The sequence below is a fragment of the Mesobacillus campisalis genome (assembly GCF_000986785.1).
Classification (GTDB): Bacteria; Bacillota; Bacilli; order Bacillales; family Cytobacillaceae; genus Mesobacillus_B; species Mesobacillus_B campisalis.
In genome coordinates this window covers 1-16,054 of sequence record NZ_LAYY01000007.1, presented here as the reverse complement: position 1 = coordinate 16,054, position 16,054 = coordinate 1, and the positions used below count along the sequence as shown (strand labels likewise).

17 protein-coding genes and 2 rRNA genes are annotated in these 16,054 nt (G+C 46.0%); 5 read left to right on the top strand and 14 right to left on the bottom strand.

Annotated elements, in window-relative coordinates; translation table 11 throughout:
- The first annotated feature begins 6 nt into the window (after positions 1 to 6).
- Positions 7 to 606: an adenylyl-sulfate kinase gene (gene cysC, locus WQ57_RS07600; RefSeq protein WP_046523156.1), complete on the top strand. Its 600-nt coding sequence runs from the start codon at positions 7 to 9 to the stop codon at positions 604 to 606.
- Positions 607 to 620: 14 nt separating this feature from the next.
- On the opposite strand, the gene WQ57_RS07595 is transcribed toward cysC, so the two are convergent.
- The gene (locus tag WQ57_RS07595; RefSeq protein ID WP_338151896.1) at positions 621 to 1,202 is read right to left on the bottom strand and encodes a YitT family protein; all 582 of its coding nucleotides are present in this window, start codon (positions 1,200 to 1,202) and stop codon (positions 621 to 623) included.
- Between the two features lie 265 nt (positions 1,203 to 1,467).
- Between WQ57_RS07595 and WQ57_RS07590 the strand changes: the two genes are divergently transcribed.
- Positions 1,468 to 2,592 (top strand): NAD(P)/FAD-dependent oxidoreductase, encoded by a 1,125-nt coding sequence (locus WQ57_RS07590; protein ID WP_046523154.1) that lies wholly within the window; start codon positions 1,468 to 1,470, stop codon positions 2,590 to 2,592.
- 124 nt (positions 2,593 to 2,716) lie between these two features.
- Here the strand turns inward: WQ57_RS07590 and WQ57_RS07585 are convergent, their stop codons facing one another.
- Positions 2,717 to 3,739, bottom strand: coding sequence for a VanW family protein (locus WQ57_RS07585; protein ID WP_046523153.1), 1,023 nt, complete (start codon positions 3,737 to 3,739; stop codon positions 2,717 to 2,719).
- 238 nt (positions 3,740 to 3,977) lie between these two features.
- On the opposite strand from WQ57_RS07585, the gene WQ57_RS07580 reads away from it, so the two are divergent.
- Positions 3,978 to 5,129: an iron-containing alcohol dehydrogenase gene (locus WQ57_RS07580; RefSeq protein ID WP_046523152.1), complete on the top strand. Its 1,152-nt coding sequence runs from the start codon at positions 3,978 to 3,980 to the stop codon at positions 5,127 to 5,129.
- A 24-nt stretch (positions 5,130 to 5,153) separates the two neighbouring features.
- Complete coding sequence (locus tag WQ57_RS07575) at positions 5,154 to 6,572, top strand: NAD-dependent succinate-semialdehyde dehydrogenase (RefSeq protein ID WP_046523151.1); 1,419 nt, start codon at positions 5,154 to 5,156, stop codon at positions 6,570 to 6,572.
- Between the two features lie 62 nt (positions 6,573 to 6,634).
- Here WQ57_RS07575 and queE read toward each other — a convergent pair whose 3' ends face one another.
- The 6 genes from queE to WQ57_RS07540 form a co-directional block, all read right to left on the bottom strand.
- The gene (gene queE, locus WQ57_RS07570) at positions 6,635 to 7,363 is read right to left on the bottom strand and encodes a 7-carboxy-7-deazaguanine synthase QueE (RefSeq protein ID WP_046523150.1); all 729 of its coding nucleotides are present in this window, start codon (positions 7,361 to 7,363) and stop codon (positions 6,635 to 6,637) included.
- Complete coding sequence (gene queD / locus WQ57_RS07565; RefSeq protein ID WP_046523149.1) at positions 7,356 to 7,838, bottom strand: 6-carboxytetrahydropterin synthase QueD; 483 nt, start codon at positions 7,836 to 7,838, stop codon at positions 7,356 to 7,358. The genes queE and queD overlap by 8 nt, the downstream gene beginning before the upstream one ends.
- Before the next feature lies 1 nt (position 7,839).
- Positions 7,840 to 8,520, bottom strand: a complete 681-nt coding sequence (gene queC / locus WQ57_RS07560; RefSeq protein WP_277620282.1) for a 7-cyano-7-deazaguanine synthase QueC — start codon at positions 8,518 to 8,520, stop codon at positions 7,840 to 7,842.
- A 161-nt stretch (positions 8,521 to 8,681) separates the two neighbouring features.
- Positions 8,682 to 9,122, bottom strand: coding sequence for a YwnF family protein (locus WQ57_RS07555; protein WP_046523147.1), 441 nt, complete (start codon positions 9,120 to 9,122; stop codon positions 8,682 to 8,684).
- Positions 9,123 to 9,144: 22 nt separating this feature from the next.
- Positions 9,145 to 9,942 (bottom strand): alpha/beta fold hydrolase, encoded by a 798-nt coding sequence (locus tag WQ57_RS07550; RefSeq protein ID WP_046523146.1) that lies wholly within the window; start codon positions 9,940 to 9,942, stop codon positions 9,145 to 9,147.
- A 309-nt stretch (positions 9,943 to 10,251) separates the two neighbouring features.
- The gene (locus WQ57_RS07540) at positions 10,252 to 10,923 is read right to left on the bottom strand and encodes a TetR/AcrR family transcriptional regulator (RefSeq protein WP_046523144.1); all 672 of its coding nucleotides are present in this window, start codon (positions 10,921 to 10,923) and stop codon (positions 10,252 to 10,254) included.
- 207 nt (positions 10,924 to 11,130) lie between these two features.
- Here WQ57_RS07540 and WQ57_RS07535 point away from each other — a divergent pair, with 207 nt between their 5' ends.
- On the top strand, positions 11,131 to 11,346 hold the full coding sequence (locus WQ57_RS07535; RefSeq protein ID WP_046523143.1) for a DUF2187 family protein: 216 nt from the start codon (positions 11,131 to 11,133) through the stop codon (positions 11,344 to 11,346).
- 34 nt (positions 11,347 to 11,380) lie between these two features.
- On the opposite strand, the gene WQ57_RS07530 is transcribed toward WQ57_RS07535, so the two are convergent.
- The 6 genes from WQ57_RS07530 to WQ57_RS07505 form a co-directional block, all read right to left on the bottom strand.
- Positions 11,381 to 12,346 (bottom strand): bile acid:sodium symporter family protein, encoded by a 966-nt coding sequence (locus WQ57_RS07530; protein WP_046523142.1) that lies wholly within the window; start codon positions 12,344 to 12,346, stop codon positions 11,381 to 11,383.
- A gap of 106 nt (positions 12,347 to 12,452) precedes the next feature.
- A complete protein-coding gene (locus WQ57_RS07525; RefSeq protein ID WP_046523141.1) occupies positions 12,453 to 13,109 on the bottom strand; it encodes a DUF3885 domain-containing protein in 657 nt (218 codons plus the stop codon).
- 74 nt (positions 13,110 to 13,183) lie between these two features.
- The gene (locus tag WQ57_RS07520; protein WP_052948680.1) at positions 13,184 to 13,918 is read right to left on the bottom strand and encodes a polysaccharide deacetylase family protein; all 735 of its coding nucleotides are present in this window, start codon (positions 13,916 to 13,918) and stop codon (positions 13,184 to 13,186) included.
- Positions 13,919 to 13,981: 63 nt separating this feature from the next.
- Positions 13,982 to 15,313, bottom strand: a complete 1,332-nt coding sequence (locus WQ57_RS07515; protein WP_046523140.1) for an aminotransferase family protein — start codon at positions 15,311 to 15,313, stop codon at positions 13,982 to 13,984.
- A 193-nt stretch (positions 15,314 to 15,506) separates the two neighbouring features.
- Positions 15,507 to 15,622 (bottom strand): 5S ribosomal RNA (rrf, locus tag WQ57_RS07510).
- Positions 15,623 to 15,878: 256 nt separating this feature from the next.
- Positions 15,879 to 16,054: ribosomal RNA gene (locus WQ57_RS07505) — 23S ribosomal RNA — on the bottom strand; the annotation flags it as partial.

Here is a 16,054-nt window from a genome sequence, read left to right as displayed (position 1 = left end):
CCCGCCATGAGTAAAAGCACCAATATTGTTTGGCATGAGGCGGCCGTGACAAGAAGTGACCGTCACCAGCTAAAAGGCCATAAAAGCTGTGTCATTTGGTTTACCGGCCTATCCGGTTCAGGAAAATCCACTTTGGCAAACGCACTTGATCTTCTTTTGTTTCAGCAGGGACTCCACAGTTATGTACTTGACGGTGACAATATCCGCCATGGGTTGAACCGGGATTTAAGTTTCGGAAAGGAAGACCGTCAGGAAAATATCCGCCGCATTGGTGAAGTTGCCAAACTGTTTGTCGACAGCGGCCAAATTGTCAGTACAGCCTTTATCTCCCCATTTCGTGAGGATAGGAACCTTGTCAGGGACATGTTCAAGGAGGGTGAGTTTATCGAAGTATATGTAAAGTGTCCCATTAACATATGCGAGGACCGGGACCCTAAAGGTTTGTACCAGCGGGCCCGCAGGGGAGAAATTCCCGAGTTTACTGGCATTTCATCACCCTATGAAGCACCTGTTGAACCGGAAATCAGCCTTGATACCAGCTTAATGGAAATTGAGGACTGTGTCCGCACCATTCTGTCTTATTTAAAGGAAAGGAAGATCCTTTGATTTATGGGATCTTCTTACCTCCTTCTCCAGTTGGCATGCAGCAGCAAAAGCCGGCGAACCCTCAGTTTATAAATGGAATCGATGATATTCGTTGAGAGGAACTGGCAAATCACGGCATAGATGACAATTTTATAATCAATGACAAGTGATGTCAGCATGAAAATGAAAAGATTGATCATCATCATCACTCTTCCCGGACTCCAGCTTTTATAATTGGCAATCATCAATGCGGGAATGACCATGCCGCCGCTTGAGGCACCTGCACGAATCAGCAGCCCTACCCCTGTACCAAAAAAAATGCTGCCTGCCGCCATATCCAAAAACAGATGCATGGGCGGCTGCTGTACATAAGGAGTCACCAAACTGACGGTCATGGAGGTTATTCCTACGGCAAAGATGGTACGGACCGTCCAGCGAAAACCAAAATAGTTCAGTCCAAATACTAAAAAGACAGCATTTGCCAGCCATAAGGCAAATCCTAGAGGCCAATCTAACCAATGATTCATCAAAAGGGCCAAGCCTGCTCCTCCGCCAGAGGGAATGGAATGAGGAAATAGGAAAAGCGACATGGACAGCCCCTGCAGGATTGCCCCCATCAACAGGCACAGATGAGTCAGCATTAGCTTATACATAGTCAAATGATTGAGCTTTCATCTTGCAATTATCCACTAATATCCCCTCCAGACAAGTCCCCTTGTCCATTCTATGAACCGGCCACGGTGAATATGAAGGAAGATTGTGGAAGGCAGAGGGCCGACTTTCCCAGGCACAACAGCGGAACCTGCATTCTAAAATGGTTACTGTCACGAGTAGAAAAGATGTATACTATATAGGAATTTCTTTTAAAGGCGGTAATGGACTATGAATAAAGTCATTGTAGTGGGCGGAGGAATTCTCGGTGCCTCTACGGCCTATATGCTGACAAAAATGGGGGCCGACGTTACTGTGGTGGACCGGAATGACAGGGGCCAGGCGACAGCAGCTGCTGCAGGAATCATCTGCCCATGGGTTACCCAGCGGCGGAACAAGGCTTGGTACCAGCTTGTAAAAGCAGGGGCACGGTTTTATCCCCGTTTAATCCAGGCTTTAAAAGAGGATGGTGAACACGAAACCGGCTATTCCCGGGTAGGGGCATTGATTTTACATAAAGAGCTTGGGAAACTGGATAAACTGGAAGAGCGGGCACTCGAGAAACGGCAGGAAGCACCTGAAATGGGGGAAATCCGCAAGCTTTCATCCCCGGAGACCTCTTCCCTGTTTCCTCCTCTTATTGAAGAATTCTCCGCACTCCAGGTTACCGGAGCTGCCCGCGTGGATGGACGATTGCTGCGTGATTCCCTGTTGCGGGCTGCAGTAAAAAATGGAGCAAGAGTCATCAATGGAAGCGCCGAATTAAAATATGAAGGAAAGCAAATTAACGGGGTTTACATTGATGACCAAACCATCCAGGGAAATTTGGTTATTGTCTGTGCCGGTGCATGGGCAAACGAGCTCTTCTCTCCCCTAGGCATTCATTTTGGAGTTTCATTTCAGAAGGCCCAGATTCTCCACTTGGAGATGCCGAACGCCTCCACCGAAAACTGGCCTGTAGTGATGCCGCCTGGCAACCAGTACCTTCTTGCTTTTGAAGAGGGAAAGATTGTTGCAGGCGCCACCCATGAAGATCTCGAAGAGTTTGATACGAGGATAACAGCCGGGGGGTTGCGGGAATTGTTGAACAAAGCCATTGACGCTGCTCCCGGCCTGGAGAGCGGGACATTCGTGGAGGCCAGGACCGGTTTTCGGCCATTCACACCTGGATTTCTGCCTGTAATCGGTCCCCTGCCAGGCTGGGATGGACTGATTGTCGCCAATGGCCTGGGAGCTTCCGGACTGACAATGGGCCCTTACATAGGAGAACAGCTTGCCAGGATGGCAATGGGAGCAGAGACGGAGATTGACATCAATCTCTATCCTGTTGAGGGAGCCATTATAAGCGAACCATAGGCAAAAACCTGACCCTCGCTTGCTTACTGTTTTTCTTTAATATTTAACATAAAATTATTATGTTAAGTTAAGCGAACACATATATACTTACAATTAAAAAGGCTGGCAAATGCCAGCTTTTTGCTTATACTCCTTTCTTCAGAATCGCTTCATATTGCCTCGATGTTCTCACTTCAATAGTAAGTTTCCCATTTTCAATCACCGATTTTAACAGGAAGGGTGCCCCACTCGTATTTTGGAACCGAAAATCCTTTCCACCATAGGACACTGTTGCATCCCTGCCCTTCGGTACATAGCCGACAGTGACAGAATGGTGGTGCTTTTCCACATAGTCGACACCAAGCTGGTCAACGGCATTGAAAAGGGTTGAAGAGGTTTGGCAAATGCCTCCGCCAATGCCCATCACCAATTTTCCATTGATGGCTTCTTCGGCTGGCTGGTAACCATGTGCCTCATCACTTGGCCCAACGGTCGTGTTGAATGAGAAATAATCCCCTTCGCCAATGATGACATTGTGCACAGCCTCTGCGGAGAGTTCAATATTTTTTGTCCGTCCAGCTACCCCAGGATTGAAGTGTGTTGTATACGAAGCCACGACCACTTCATCAAGATGGGCGGCATCCTCGGGTTTGTAACCGCTCGCTGTCATGTACAGGGGCAGTTCCACTTCCCCGCCCTCTTTGGAAGCGTCAAGCATTTTTTCCACAAACTCTTCTTCTTCAAGGACGACCCTTGGCGCCCCTTTGATAATACCCCCGTTTTCATCTAGTTTATCAGGAGTATTTCGCTGGTCGTAACCGGGTGCATCATCTGTCCCCCTTGCCAGTTCCTTCGCCCATTCTTCAAGCTCAGCCTTGTACTTCTCCCCCGCTGTCCCAAAACCCAGTTCATCAGGGACAATTGTCTTGATGACTTTATTGGTCATCGGATCAATGACGGTCACGGTGACAGGCTGCAGCTCTTTTGGTTCTTTCCCGGCCTCTCCCTTTTTTCCTTCAGCGGCATTCGTCACATCTGGCTGCATCATAACTCTTTTTTCTGTTCTTTCCAAGTCTTTACTATCTGCGGTTTCCCCATTCTGACTGGCGCAGCCTGTTGCTAAGACAATCATGCACCATATACATATGGCCTTTTTTGCTTTCCCCATATTTCCCCCAACCCGGCTTTCTGTTTGTATTTTGTTCCCAAATAAGTACCGGCACTCTTTTAGGTAGATGTTTACATTCCCTCATTCTATTCCGTTCTCAATTAAGGTATTCCTGCTAATTAAACAAAGTGAATCCTATTTACTTCCGATATTTTTCATTTTTTCGTAAAATTAAAATAAATTATGTAAAATGGAGGTAGTCCAATAAATCATCGCCTAAGAAGGGAGTGTTGGGAAAATGCAAGGCATTTCAACATTCAAGATTGCCAATAAGCTAATCACCGGCAATGGAGCCACAGCGAAACTGAAGGAAGAAGCAGAAGCCCTTGGGATGAAAAACCCGCTGATTGTTACCGACAAGATTCTTAACGAAATCGGAGTGGTTGGAAAACTGGCCAAATATCTTGGAGGAAGTTCTTTCGGCATATACAGCGGAGTTAAACCAGAACCGGAAGCAGCAATCGTTGAAGAATGCACCGAGGTATTTTTGTCAGGAAATCATGATGGCCTGATTGCTCTAGGAGGAGGCAGCGCCATTGACATTGCCAAAGCTGTATCCGGTTATGCAAGGTTTGACGGGCGGATTGAAGAATTGTTCGGCACTGGCATGGTACCTCAAAAAGGGGCTCCATTAATTGCCATTCCAACAACAGCCGGAACTGGTTCGGAAGTTACAAATATCGCGATCCTCTCTGACACGGAAGCCCAATTAAAGAAAGGCATTGTCAGCGACTTCCTCCTTCCTGATACAGCAATTGTCGCTCCGGAAATGACTGTTACCATGCCGAAATCGGTCACGGCAGCCAGCGGCATCGATGCCCTTGTCCATGCCATTGAAGCTTATATTTCCGTTAACGCATCCCCGATTACGGACGCGCTGGCCCTTGGCGCGATGAAAATGATTGCAAAATTCCTGCCCAAGGCCTATGCTAATCCTGGCCATATGGAAGCACGGGAGAACATGGCGACAGCAAGCCTGATGGCTGGAATGGCTTTTGGCAATGCCGGTGTGGGGGCGGTCCATGCGCTTGCCTATCCCCTCGGCGGACGTTATCATATCCCGCATGGGGTAAGTAATGCCCTGCTGCTCCCATATGTGATGGAATGGAACAAAATCGCCTGTCTTGAAAAATTCCGGGATATTGCCGACGCCCTTGGCCAAAACACTTCAGGAATGTCTAATCCTGAAGCAGCAGCGGCGGCAGTCGAGGCGATGAGGAGCCTTTGCGAGACCGTCCATATTCCGAAGGGCTTGCGGAGCTTCAGTATCCCGGAAAGCGATATCCCGTCAATGGCGGAGGATGCCTCCCGTATAACAAGACTTTTAAAAAACAATCCTAGGGTCTTGTCACTCGATGATATTGAAAAAATCTACCAAACTGCTTATTGATTGGAGCAGATTAGGAGGAAAACAATGGAAAACTACTATCTATACATTAATGGAGAATGGACTGGAAAGGATCTTGAAACATTCGAAGTCACCAACCCCGCTACCTCCGAAAAGATTGCCGCCGTCCCTAACGGCGGTTATGCCGAGGCCAGAAAGGCGGCTGATGCTGCCTGCGAAGCTTTTAAGAGCTGGTCTGACTGTTCAGCCTATGAAAGGGCCGAACTGATTTCGAAGTGGCATAAACTGATTGATGAAAATAAAGAAGACCTTGCCAGGACAATGACATTGGAGCAGGGCAAGCCCCTAAAAGAGGCTTTAGGGGAAATCTCGTATGCAAATGGATTTGTTTCCTGGTATGCGGAAGAAGCGAAGCGCGTGTACGGCGAAACCATTCCTGCCGCGGTCCGATATAAACGGCTTTTCGTCCAGAAACAGCCCGTCGGCGTGATCGCCGCGATCACTCCCTGGAACTTCCCTGCTGCCATGATTACAAGGAAAGTGGCACCTGCCCTTGCTGCCGGCTGTACGGTGGTACTGAAGCCGGCTGAACAGACCCCTCTTACCGCTATTAAGCTCGCAAAGCTGGCGGAAAAAGCCGGCCTGCCTAGAGGAGTATTGAATATCGTGACTGGACGGGCACAGGAAATTGGGGATGCATGGCTGGAGGACAGCCGGATCCGCAAGCTTACTTTTACCGGATCTACTGAAGTTGGCAAGCTGCTAATGAAGGGTTCGGCCGAAACAGTTAAAAAAGTTTCCCTGGAACTCGGTGGGCATGCTCCCGTCATCGTAATGGAAGATGCTGATCTTGATAAGGCTGTCGATGGAGTTATTGCCTCGAAATTCCGGAATGCGGGACAGACATGTGTATGTTCCAATCGGATTTATGTACATGAAAAAATCGCTGCGGAATTTACGGCGAGGCTTGTGGATAAAGTGAAACAGCTGCAGGTAGGAAATGGTCTTGAGGAAGACACGGACATTGGACCGCTGATCGATGAGGCGGCCATATCCAAAGTTGCCCGCCACATTGAGGATGCGGTGGAGAAAGGTGCAAAAATAGAAACTGGCGGCGAGGTGCTGGAGGGTTTATACTATTCCCCTACGGTCATTACAGGTGTGAATGACGATATGATCTGCATGAACGAAGAAACCTTCGGCCCGCTGACTCCGGTAGCGACTTTCAAGACAGAAGAAGAGGCCATTGCCCGGGCAAATGATTCAATCTACGGTCTCGCCGCCTATGTGTTTACTGAAAATATCACCAGGGGCATCAGAATCACAGAAGCGCTCGAATACGGAATCATTGGCTTGAATGATGGAATGCCATCCACACCGCAGGTTCCATTTGGAGGGTTTAAGCAAAGCGGGCTCGGACGCGAGGGTGGACATTACGGCATTGAAGAGTTTCTCGAGGTGAAGTATATCTCACTGGGACTATAAGAGGATTTCTGTCCAACTAAAAGAGACACTGAAAGATGCGAATCTTTCAGTGTCTTTTTTTATTAAACTCCCCGCTTATTACCCCAAAGTAGTGTATGGAGCTGGGGAAGGACTTTGACATCGTTTAATTCCTGGTCGGATGCTACCTTGTCAATCAATGTTTCATATTTTTGCAGAAGAGAGGCAATCAGCGTCCCATTATCGGTTGTCACCGGGTCCTCATTGCCTACCTGGACAAAAAACGGCACACCCGGATATCGATTATGAATTTCCCTCGCAAACTCGTAGTCTTCATCGGTAAAAACAACAACCTTCAAGCTGATGTTCCCGGTAAAATCCGAAGAACGAAGGCGGCCAACAATGTCATCAAGCTTTTCATAATTTGTTATCATACCGGAGCTAGGCGGCTTGGGAGAAAGAGTGAGTTCATCAATCCTGGTCATCCACTCTTGCCATTTGCTTCCCTGGGTTTCAAGACAAAGCTTGATATTATTTTCCTTCAGCACGGTAACAAGACCATCGAGGTTCTTAAGAAGTGCGGGATTCCCGCCTGAAATTGTCACATGGGAAAACTTTGCTCCCCCAAGAGACTTCAGTTCCTCCCATATTTGTGCAGGCTCCATCTGGCGGATCAAGTGTTTGCCCGTCCCATCCCAGGTAAACGAAGAGTCACACCAGGAACAGGAATAGTCACATCCGGCAGTGCGGACAAACATGGTCTTCTGTCCAATCACCATGCCTTCCCCCTGGATGGTAGGGCCGAAAATTTCCATCACAGGTATTTTACTCAACCTCCATCCACTCCCTTCTTGCTTCCGCATAGCTGGTAGGAGTCTCATATAAACGGACGAATTCGACCCTCGCGCCATCATACACTCTCTTTCGCTCTTCCTTTTCAAGTGCCTCTGCCATTTTTTCATATATCCATACCACCATATTTTCAGCCGTTGTATTCATCGGCGGCAGTGTTTCATTTAAATACTTATGGTCAAGGTGGATTTCAATTTCTGTTTTCCAAATTTCCTTGATGTCGCCAAAATCAATCAACAGGCCCCTGTCGTCAACAAAGCCGCTTAGTCCGAAAATGACTCTGTAGGTATGACCATGGAGGTTTTTGCATTTTCCTTCATATGCATGCAAGTGATGGGCCGAATCAAAGGTGAACTCTTTGCTGACAAGAACACGCTTGTGATGGTATTTCAACTGATTCCTCTTGATATCTTCGTCCATCTTCTGGAGCTTATCAACAATCCGAAATCCGTACATGTTATTGCTCCTTTCTGACTTTCAGATATTCATCAAGACCGTTCTTCCGTAAGCGGCATGCAGGGCATTCGCCACAGCCATCCGCGATGATTCCGTTGTAGCAGGTTAATGTCTTTTCCCTGACAAACCCGAAAGCTCCCAGTTCATCTGCCAGCTGCCATGTCTCCGCCTTGTCGAGCCACATTAATGGTGTATGAATGACAAAGTCTTCATCCATTGACAGATTGAGAGTGACATTAAGTGACTTTACAAATATATCCCGGCAATCAGGATAGCCGCTGAAGTCTGTTTCGCATACTCCAGTAATGATATGCCGGGCACCCACCTGGCTCCCCAGGACTCCCGCAAATGACATAAATAATAAATTCCGGCCTGGGACAAATGTCGACGGCAGGCCGCCGCCTTCCCCATCCTTCACTTCAATATCATCCCGGGTCAATGCATTTGGTGCCAGCTGGTTCAGCAGGCTCATGTCCAGGATATGATGGCGGATATTTAGCTCTTCTGCAATAGTTTTGGCACATTCTATTTCACTGCTGTGTCTTTGATTGTAGTCAAATGTCACAGCCTCTACTTCTTCAAATCGTTCCATCGCCCAAAACAGGCAAGTAGTACTGTCCTGTCCGCCGCTGAAAACAACAAGTGCTTTTTCATTTTTTTTCATGATAATCTCCTTTTCAATGAAAAAACAGCGCCACTAAAGAAAGCAGCACTGTTTTCCCTAGTTTTTTCAAGAGGGTAGCTAGAACCTCCCGCGATTTCAAAATCGCTTTTAAATTTTCCTGTTTCATTTTAACATAATTCCCGCGGTGTACGCTTTCTTTTTTATTTCGTACAGGCCTATTAATCCAGCAGTCGTTTCCGGTTGTTTTCTTCAATCAGGAAATTGATAAAATGATTGATTGTTTTGGATGCCGGCTGGTTTTTAATCAGCTGAATATATTGCTTTTTATGGTAGTCATTGGCTATTTCACTATTTTTTATCCGGTCAATCATATAATTGGCACTTTTTTTACGAAGTTCATTCTGCTGGATCCTCACTTCCTTGAACAAGGCCGCCCCAATCGCTCCCATCAAGGCAAACAGGCCAATGGCAAGAGCATTCTCTCCATTGATGTCTCCAGTAAACACCATGAAAATCAGGTTGAAGGCAGAGACGAGCAAGAGAGGCAGTGTCCAAATACTATATTTAGAGATCTTTTTCATGTAAGGCCCAATGACTTCCTGAAGCTGATCCAGTTCTCTTTTAATGTAGCCAGGCATTTCCGACATAAATAACTTCAACAGAACACACCCTTCCCATTTACTATGCGTTCAAGACTCTACTGCAACTAAGGCTTTTTAAAAAGGCAATAGAAAGATCATTGAACTTTTTATGCTGGTCGACATTGCATACATGGCCGCTATCCTCAATGACGGACAAAGAAGCAAAATTGTTCCGCTTTACTACTTCTTCGACAGGCAGGAGGAACATATAGTCCTCTTTCCCCATAATGTACAGGGTGGGAATATTCACAGGGTCTTCTTCAAATTTCACCAGCAAAGGGGCGACATCCTTGGTTAGTTTGAACCACCGGATAAACTCCTTCTGGTAGAGCTTTTTTGCCTGCTCAACAAACATCAGCCGCGATTTTTTATGCCTTTCATTCGGCATCAGGCACCAGGCGAACAGACGGTACAGCCACATATAAGGAATGAACTTTTTGCATACATTCCCCAAGAACATCAAGGTTTTGACACGCGTGTTCAAGCGGATGACTGCCCCGCCCATTACCATCGATTTCACTCTGTGCGGCTCCATTTTGGCTATGTTGCGAATCAGGATGGTCCCCAGGGACATGCCAATAAAATGCGCTGAACGGATGTTGAGATGATCAAGTACTTGAATGACATCAATACTTACTTCATCAAAGGAATAGCTATGTTTTGATTTTATTCTATCTTTTGAGTTTCCGTGACCTCTAAGGTCAATCAGCAATATATTAAAATGTTTCTTGAATTCTTTTATTTGTTTATACCAAATTGACGAACTACCGCCCGCACCATGGATGAACACCGTCCATTCATGGCTGGGGGTCAATTCAAACGTCTTGTAGTAAAGCATGAATCCCTCCGGCTTAGAAATAGTTTCCTGGATTTATGGAATGACAGTCTTGAAACCTTTGCAGTCACTTATCCATACCCTGAAAAAACATGTACAAAGCAAATGCTCTTACCATGTTGGTAAAATCCTTTCCAAACAAAAAAGACCTTTACCAATCATGCAATTGATAAAGGTCTTGCTAACAACTGGCGTTGCCAGCAAAGCCGGGAGGGTCTACTCCGTAATGACGACTCTGCTGTAAAAGCTACTCCCCTTTAAGAGAATCTTACATTATAGAATATTATATATAAGATAATAATTTCTGTCAAATTATCCGTTTTCATTTCCCAGTAAAGTCCTTGACCCGGACCGTAATTGAACCAGGATTTCGGGAGGAAAAACCATTCGGCAGATAATTTTTGCAATTTCGTCGTAACTGGTTTTTTTTCCGCGTTCCAATTTCATCTCAGGAACTCTTTCCACCAGAAAAAGAATGGACCAGGCAACAGAATCGAGGTCTAAATCATTCCATGTAAGCCCTTCATTTTGAGCCTGCTTCAGACCTTCATGAATGTTATCATGGAGTTTTTTCCTTCCATCGGCAAGCACTTCTGCCAGCTCTCCATCGTGTGGAAGCAATTCAGGAAGGACACGGTGAAGTCCCAATTTTTCAAGGCGGGAAAAATGCGCCTCCAATGAAGAAGAAAGCAGCGCCTCGGGATTTTTGTCCAGCCAGCTTGGCTCTGGAGGCACAAGCCGGTCCAACTGATCTTTCAGCAAGGCCATCAACAACTGTCTCTTATCTGAGAAGTATCGATAAAATGTGCCCGTGGCAACCATTGCATGAGCGGCAATTTCTTTTGCTGTTGTATGCTCATAGCCTTTTTCGATAAATAAAATGCGTCCGCTTTCCAACAACGCCTTCCTTTTTTGGAGGGCCCTTTCCTGCTTCGGCAGGGAAGGAAAAGATCCGACGAGCTGCTGTTGGTCTTGGTCCTGCATAGTATCACCTCCACAATATTATAGCATAAGATACAATAGTGAATCCCAATTCACCTTTTTCGTTGACAGGTTTGATAACAATATGGAATACTTGAACCAGAGTTCATGTTTATCGATTATTTGTTTTCACACCCCTCTTCAAATAATGGATATTCATGAACCACTCTCATTAACTGCCCATCTCTTGTAGAAGGAGTGTCAAAATAAATGGATGCATTCGCAAATAAACAGAGGACCTTGCAGAATGTACAGGTTGGCGACCTGGTCCTTTGCAGCCGCCATGGAATAGCCTTTTTCGGCACTGTAACAAAGGTTAAGGAATCGAGTGTCATCGTAAAACTAAGCCAGGAAGATGCCCAAAAGCTGGACCTGGAAACTCCATTCACAGTGGTTTCACATAAAAATTACGTCATTAAACAATAAAGGACCACGCCTGTATATGGCCTGGTCCTTAAGCTTATGCTGTATGGGTCTTTTCATAATATCTCCGGCTGTAATGGCGGTCCACAAAAAATCCGTAAAAAGATGCCAAGACCTGCTGAAACAGCATGCCGACAACGACGGGCACCGCTACAGGCGGCGGGAAGTAGGAAACCGCAAGGACGGCACCCGCACTGATATTCCTCATTCCTCCGGTAAATGTCAAGGCAATAACTGTATCCCTGTCCCCTTTAAACAGTTTTCCGATGAAGAAGGAAAGTAAATAGCCCGTGAAAGCGATGAAAAAGACAATCGCAGTAATTTGAAGGAGTTTCACATCAATAGTGCGCAAATATGGAGAAACGGCAGCAGAATTGATCATAACTACCACAGCAAGGCCAAGTTTGGAAAACGGGGCAAGCTTCGGGCTGAGAATCGTCTTTGCCTTTCCTTTTGTACCCTGATTCAAAAGCATTCCCAGGATGGATGGAACAACAACCATCCCAAAAAGTCCTCCCATGATGCTGAGCACGTCCATTTCCACCCTGCTGCCCACCATCAGCGTCAGGGTAAAAGGCACAATGAAAGGGGAAAGAATGGTATCAATTATGATGATGGATAAGGTTAAAGCAATGTTGCCACGATAGATGGCCACCCAGATTAAACTGGATATTCCAGTTGGGATGGCCATTCCAAGTACAATCCCCGTAATGGTATATGCATCTCCATTAAAGGCCAAATGGCCAACTCCCCACGCCCATGCAGGCATAAGAACATGCAGGATCACCAGTGTCAGGAATAGCGGAAAAGGGTGTTTCAGCGTTTCCTTAAAAGCATTGAGGTTTGCACCGAGACTTCCAGCAAATGTCATAAAAGCAAATATCCATGGTACCCAATTTGTATAAGGTATAAATGCAGCCGCGAATAAAACACCAATCACGACACTTACAGGAGTGATCACGGGCATAATTCTTTCCAGCTGTTTGTTTATTTTCTGCAGCAAAGCGGACCCCTCCCTAACAAAATTAAAAACGCCAGTTCGTCCAACTGGCGTAAACGATTCTATTAATACTATACACTATCTTTGCCTGCAAGAGAATCATTTGTAATTATTTTGGAAAATCATTGAAAATGGATTCTGCTGATTCACGGTCATTTTTAAGAATCCAGCTATTGAATTCATCATATAATGGACGCAGCTGCTCCTTATCAGCAGCCACGATTTCACATCGGCGATCGTCGTATAAATGATAGATTATTTTATTGGTATGATTGATGAAATAGATATCATGATTGTGTTTGGGAGGTTTTTTCAGGATTGTTGATGGGTGGGCAAAATCTTCATACAGAATCGCTTCTATCAGCTGCAAATAGTGAATGTCTTCCTTCCTGCAAGGAATAATAAAGCGGTGTTCCTTCACATCCTTGCCCTCGGCCATCTTAAGGAAATGCTGAAGCCTATGGACCGTATTCTTGCGTTTTACATATTTTAAATAAATATTCAAGTGTTTCCTTCGCAGAACTGATTCATTCCCTGGAGGCTGCACCACGGTTACCAGCAACAGTTCATCCTTGCTGTGAAATACTTTATGAAACAGTTGGCCAGCCCGTTGGCAAGCCTGCCCAAAGGACTCAGGATCAGTGCTGTTGAAACCTGGCGGCGAAATTTCGAAGCGCAGGCGCCTGCTCCAGGAAGATATCAAGCCAGGAGAAAGTTGCAGGCCAGGGAAGTTTTCTTTTAAAAATGAGTCAAGCACCCGATGCATCGCAGGTCCCCCATTCTTTGTGTAAACTTAGGCCACCATTTACCTTGCCGGCCCTTATTCTTAACGCTCTGGTTTCATTCTCCCTCCACCAGCCTCGCAAACTCATCAAGTGAAGTTGAGTACTTCACATACATCCTTGGAAGCAGGTAAAGCTCATCTTTACTATTCTGCGCTACATAAGGTCCTGGTGTAGTGGTGAGTCCAAATAAGTAATGTTGCTTTGTTTCCGCCACCACCTTGGCATTGAAATTTCCATATGGATAAGCCAGGGCGATGACTGGTCTGCCGGTTATTTCCCTGATTTTGTCCCTTGAATCTTTCAATTCCTCATCAAACTGAGTTATCTTTGTTAAATCCGGATGTGTTGCTGTATGTGACTGAATGGACATGATGCCTGAATCCGAAAACCTTTTCAGGTCTCCCCGGGAAAGGCGGCCTGGCCTGCCAATAAAGTCGGAAATGACAAAGAGGGTTGCTTTTGGCTGAAATTGCTGGCTCTCAAGCTTTTGAAGAATGGAGAAGGCGTTAAGATTGTTTTTATATCCATCATCAATGGTAATGAAGATGGGTTTGCTGACAAGCCTGGTCCTCTCCCATTGTTCAAACGTCAGCGGGGTGAAGCCGTGAGTCCGCAAATAGTTCATCTGGTCTTCAAAGTTTTTTGGGGTAACATATAACTCCTTGGATCCCTGGCCAGTATATTCATCGATTGAATGGTAAATAAGAATAGGCACTCTTTTCTGTGCGGTGGTCTCTGCAGGAAAAAAGAAGCATAAAACACATAGTAACAGATATGGAATGGTTTTCATCCAATCACCTTCTAAGTTGCCGTTTTCTTTAGCGTCCCACACTTCCCTTTTCCTATGATAGTTCTATTTTTGCGCCATGACTTTCTTTTGAACAGCGATGAGTGATTGTTGAAGAATATGAAGCAACTCTTCAACTTCGTGTGCTTTTATAATCAACGGAGGAGCAAAGACAATGGTATCCATTCCTTCAAATACCACCGTTCTAACCATCAGTCCACGTTTGGCCGCCTCCTTGCTTACTTCAGGAGCAACAGGGACTGGAAATCGCAGCTTTGTGGCAGGATGGATGATTTCCATTGCCCCGATCAGTCCTAATCCCCGTACCTCGCCTACAATATTCACCTCTTGCTGCAGATTCCGGAAGCCCTCCAGCATTTTAGCTCCCATGATTCTTGAATTTTCTACGAGATTTTCCCGTTCTATGATCTCAATATTCTTCAGGGCAACGGCGCAGGCGGCCGCATGTCCGCTGTACGTATACCCATGAAGAAGCACACCATCAGTCCCGCTGGTCAGTTCCTTTTGGATGGCATCAGACAAAACCACAGCACCTAGCGGGATATAGCCGCTTGTAATTCCTTTTGCCAACAGCATCATATCCGGTACGACTCGCTCATGCTCCAAAGCAAACATTTTTCCTGTCCGCCCAAACCCAGTGATGACCTCGTCAGCGATAAATAGGATATCATTCCTATCACAAATGGTTCTTACTTCCTGAAAATAACCGTCGGAAGCAATATTCACACCCCCAGCTCCCTGTATTGGTTCAGCGATGAAGGCCGCTATTGTATCCGCCCCTTCTGTTTCAATTAGTTTTTTTAACTCGGCAGCCGAGAAGGGACCGACATGGAGAAAATCCGGGGCCGGCGAAATAGCCATCTCTTGGAACGACAGGATGCCCGTTGCACTCGTTGCTCCAATATTGACGCCATGATATCCTTTTTTCCTTGCAATGATCTTTGTTTTTTGCGGCTTCCCTTTTAGCTTCCAATAATAGCGGGCCAGTTTATATGCCGTATCATTCGCCTCTGAACCGCCAGAAGTAAAGAAAACCGCATTAAGGTGGCCTGGCGCGAGATTCGCAAGTTTGGCAGCAAGCTTGATCGCCGGCTCATTGCTCATCGAGGAAAAGCAATTGGTAAATGCAAGCTTCTTCATCTGGTCCCTCGCCGCCTCAGCTAATTCGGCTCTTCCATACCCTACATTCACATTCCAAAGAGATGACATCGCTTCAAGAACCCTATGTCCAGTGATATCCGTCAAATAGACACCGTTTCCTTCTGTAAAAATAAATGGGGCACCATGTTCCTGTTGATGTTTCAACGAAGAAGTAGGGTGTATAAAATGTTTTTTATCCAATTCAATCAGTTGTTTCCGTTTTTCAGCCTGATCCATTTTCAACCCCCCTATATAAAGATGGAGCAGCTCTTCAGCAGCTTCCTCTTAGTACATCGTATTCCTGGATTCCCTGATTATTTTCCAACTGTTTGAATTTTTGCTAGGTCAGCTGAATTCCTGAGCAGCTATTTTACAAATTTCACCCGTAAAACACAAAAAAGAACAGCGTATTTCAGCTGTTCTTTCTTTTGCCTGGCAGCGTCCTACTCTCACAGGGGGAACCCCCCAACTACCATCGGCGCTGAGAAGCTTAACTTCCGTGTTCGGCATGGGAACGGGTGTGACCTTCTCGCCATCACCGCCAGACTATTTTATTTGAAATGAGGGTTGTTCCCTCAAAACTGGATAATGCATTTCAGAAGGTTTGCAATTACGAGTATCGTTCTTGTCCAGCTCCGGCTCCTAGCCTCTCGAGTCACTTCGGTCCATCATTTGAAGTCAATGAACGACTTCAATTGCTGGCCCTCCAGCGCTGGTCGAGGCTGTACACTAAGGAATACTTCTAAGAGTAATCCTCACAGGAACAAGCTGTGCTTGTTCCGAGTCGCCTCCGCTTTTCAATTAGGTTAAGTCCTCGATCGATTAGTATCAGTCAGCTCCACACGTCACCGCGCTTCCACCTCTGACCTATCAACCTGATCATCTCTCAGGGATCTTACTAGCTTGACGCTATGGGAAATCTCATCTTGAGGGGGGCTTCATGCTTAGATGCTTTCAGCACTTATCCCGTCCGCACAT